This window comes from Edaphobacter sp. (assembly GCF_035532915.1).
GTDB lineage: Bacteria > Acidobacteriota > Terriglobia > Terriglobales > Acidobacteriaceae > Edaphobacter.
Genome location: NZ_DATKQC010000216.1, coordinates 1 through 3,248, shown reverse-complemented (window position 1 = coordinate 3,248; position 3,248 = coordinate 1). Strand labels below are relative to the sequence as shown.

At 59.2% G+C, this 3,248-nt stretch carries 3 protein-coding genes and 1 pseudogene; 3 read left to right on the top strand and 1 reads right to left on the bottom strand.

Annotated features, from left to right (window positions below):
- Window positions 1-515: 515 nt before the first annotated feature.
- The 3 genes from VMU57_RS10405 to VMU57_RS10395 are packed head-to-tail and all read left to right on the top strand — an operon-like array spanning window position 516 to window position 2,861.
- Window positions 516-1,085, top strand: a complete 570-nt coding sequence (locus tag VMU57_RS10405; protein ID WP_325383119.1) for a twin-arginine translocase TatA/TatE family subunit — start codon at window positions 516-518, stop codon at window positions 1,083-1,085.
- On the top strand, window positions 1,078-1,863 hold the full coding sequence (gene tatC / locus VMU57_RS10400; protein ID WP_325383117.1) for a twin-arginine translocase subunit TatC: 786 nt from the start codon (window positions 1,078-1,080) through the stop codon (window positions 1,861-1,863). Before VMU57_RS10405 ends, tatC begins: the two co-directional genes overlap by 8 nt.
- The gene (locus tag VMU57_RS10395; protein ID WP_325383115.1) at window positions 1,860-2,861 is read left to right on the top strand and encodes a M28 family peptidase; all 1,002 of its coding nucleotides are present in this window, start codon (window positions 1,860-1,862) and stop codon (window positions 2,859-2,861) included. The genes tatC and VMU57_RS10395 overlap by 4 nt, the downstream gene beginning before the upstream one ends.
- Window positions 2,862-2,958: 97 nt before the next feature.
- Here the strand turns inward: VMU57_RS10395 and VMU57_RS10390 are convergent.
- A pseudogene (locus VMU57_RS10390) lies at window positions 2,959-3,248 on the bottom strand (hypothetical protein); the annotation flags it as partial.

The window sequence follows — 3,248 nt, the reverse complement described above, 5'->3', positions numbered from 1 at the left end:
GCCCGTGCCGCGGCGATACGCGCATCCATCGTGTGATCAGGTTGCGATAGATAGTGATCGAGAGAACAAGTATCCGCAACACGCTCTGCCACGGCCGTTGCCGCGACCTCTTCCATGAGTCCGTTCAATGTACTCCGCCTTCAGTCTCACGAGGTCGTTAGGGGTCGGCTGACGCCGGCACCGTCCTTCGCCTCCGAGACGGGGATGTTGAAAGCATGCACTACCGAGGCTGCAGTGGATTCGCTAGGGCGGCCCGTTTCAAACCGCCATCCAACCCACGGGGATGTTGCAACCCTTACTACCTTTTGCCGCGCTCGCGGCCATCTTCGCCGCTCTTATTTCATTGGACGAAGGACACACCCAAAAGATGCATCTTTCGTCGTCGATTCAGCCCCGCAATCGGTCAGACTCAGTTCTTCAAATCCGTCAGCCCTACGCCATTAATCTTACAACAGTGTCAATAGAAGGCATCTATTTGTTACCCTCCAACGTAAGCCGTATCATGGGACGTATCTATGCCTAGCTTTCAGGACAGCGCACTCATCTTCGTTCTCGCCCTGCTCCTCTTCGGCCCGAAGAAGCTGCCCGAGCTCGCCCGCCAGTTAGGCAAGCTCATGGCCGAGTTCCGCCGTGCCTCCAACGAGTTCCGTATGCAGATGGAAGACGAGCTGCGCATGTCCGAGCAGGCTGATCAGCAAAAGAAGATCGCCGCCATGGAAGCCGCTGCCCCCGTCACCCCTGCCCTCACCGACGGCAGCGAGAACACCATCGCCCCACCTTTCAGCGAAGATCCCATCGAAGAGCATCCCCACATGGATCCCTTCAAGGATGATTTCTCCTCGACCGATTTCTCGAGCGAAAGCACTGCCGAAGTGGCCGCCGCGGAAGCCGTCGCTGAGCCGCCCGTCGAACCACTTCCAGAACCACTTCCCATCGCAACCTCAGGCGAGCTCAATCTCATGCCCCCATCGACCGGCCTTCCCGTAGCCAGCTCGTCCATCTCGCAGGCCTTCAGCTCCATCCCGCACGCACCCGAGTCCGTACCCGCATCCGACCAGACCAGCGAGGCCCCCGTTCATGGCTGATTTCGTCGATCGCGCCCGTTCCGCCGTCACCGACCGCGCCGAACTTCCCGGCATGAGTCTCATGGAGCATCTGGGAGAGCTGCGTAAACGCCTCCTCCACTCCGCTGGCTATCTACTTATCGGCTTCGTCGTCGGCTGGATCTTCCGCGAGCGTCTTTACGGCTTCGTACAGCAGCCGCTGCTCAACCTTCACCTCCAGCTCAACTTCACGCACCCGACCGACCCCATCAACCTCTTTATTAAAACAGCGCTCGTCGGCGGAGCGATTCTGGCATCGCCCTTCATCCTTTATCAGGTCTGGCTGTTCATATCGCCCGGCATGTACGCCAACGAGAAACGCTACGTCATCCCCTTCATGACCGCCACCATCACCCTCTTTCTCGCTGGTGCCTGGTTCGGTTATCGTTGGATCCTTCCCGGCGCCCTCAAGGTCCTCATCGGCGACTTCGGCAAGGACTTCCACCCCATCATCACCATTGATGAGTACACCGGCTTCTTTCTGGCCATCATCCTCGGCCTGGGCATCACCTTCGAGTTGCCCATCCTCATCTTCTTCCTCTCGCTCTTCGGCATCGTCGACGCCAAGTTCCTGCTCAAACATATCCGCTACGCCATCCTCGCCATATTCCTCATTGCCGCCGTCATCTGCCCGGATCCCAGCCCTGTCACCATGTGCCTCTTCGCTACCCCCATGCTTGGCCTCTACCTCATCGGCGTCGGCGTTGCTTACTTTGTTCATCCATCCCACCGCAAAGCCAAGGAACTCAAGCCTTCATGACCTCCGCCGCATTGGTAAACACCTGTCATCCTGAGCGGAGCGCAGCGAAGCCGAAGGACCTGCGGTTGCTCTTGCCCTTGCTCGTCCTTCTGCTCACTGCCGCAAACGCTCGCGCAGCAGCACCCGCCCGCTTCAACGGACAAGCTGCCTACGCCCTCACCCAGCAATACCTCAACGTAGCCCCCAAGCGCTACATCGGCTCCCCCGGCCACGCCAAAGCCGAAGCCTTCATCGAGGAGCACTTCAAGCCCGAGATCGCCAAGGGCCACTTCGAGACCGACAGCTTCGCCGCCAGCACTCCCGTCGGCCTGCTGGACATGCGCAACTACATCGTCAAGTATCCCGGCAAAAAAGACGGCGTCATCGTCATCGCCAGCCACTACGAGACCAACTACCCGCTCCGCGACATCAGCTTCGTCGGAGCCAATGACGGCGCCGCCACCTCTGCCCTGCTCATCGAGATCGGCAACTATCTCCGCGTCCATCCGCCGCAGGGCTACAGCGTCTGGCTGGTCTTCGACGACGGCGAAGAGGCCATCGCCAATCCGCCCTACAACCCCAGCCAGTGGACCTCCTCAAACTCCCTCTACGGCACCCGCCACCTCGCCGCCAAATGGTCGCAGGACGGCACCCTCAAAAAGATCAAGGCCTTTATGGTGGCCGACATGATCGGCGACAAAGACCTCAACATCGACAAGGACGCCAACTCGACTCCGTGGCTGCTCGACCTGCTCCAGCAAGCGGCAAAGAACACCGGCCACTCCAGCTACGTCTTCAAAAATCAGACCGCCGTCGACGACGACCATATTCCCTTCCAGCAGCGCGGCGTCCCAGTCCTCGACATCATCGACATGGACTACGGCCCGCACACCATGATGCTGCCCGACGGCTACCACCACACCGCCTTCGACACCATCGACAAGATCAGCGCGCACTCGCTCCAGATCGCAGGCGACCTCTTCCTCGAGATGATCCGTCTGATCGACCAGCACGGCTGATCTGGGAACTATAAAGCCATCACAATCAGGCGGCTGCAAAGGTTAGTTTGTAATTCGTGCCACTTACCCAGGGCCGAAGGCCCGCCCTATACCTCCACTACGGTTTCCGATGCAGCACATGCACTGCGATATCCGGCCAGAACTCCCGAAAAGCATTCGTAGCCGCATCGCGCAGAATTGCATAGGAATACTTCGTGGCGATGTCGCTTACATTGCTATCCTCGCTCGGATAGTACGTCGTGGAGATGCCCTCCGCGATGCCCCGTCCCAGCAATTCAGACAGGTTGACCGTATTGTGCCCCTGATAATTCGGCGTGATCGCCACCCGGCTTACAGCATAACCGGCGCGCTTCATAATGGAACCTTTGCCGAGCGCATAGTACCGCT

Bases quoted from the DNA above. Each gene is read 5' to 3' on its own strand.
- VMU57_RS10405 (WP_325383119.1), top strand. From the start codon at position 516: ATGCCTAGCTTTCAGGACAGCGCACTCATCTTCGTTCTCGCCCTGCTC.
- VMU57_RS10395 (WP_325383115.1), top strand. From the start codon at position 1,860: ATGACCTCCGCCGCATTGGTAAACACCTGTCATCCTGAGCGGAGCGCA.
- tatC (WP_325383117.1), top strand. From the start codon at position 1,078: ATGGCTGATTTCGTCGATCGCGCCCGTTCCGCCGTCACCGACCGCGCC.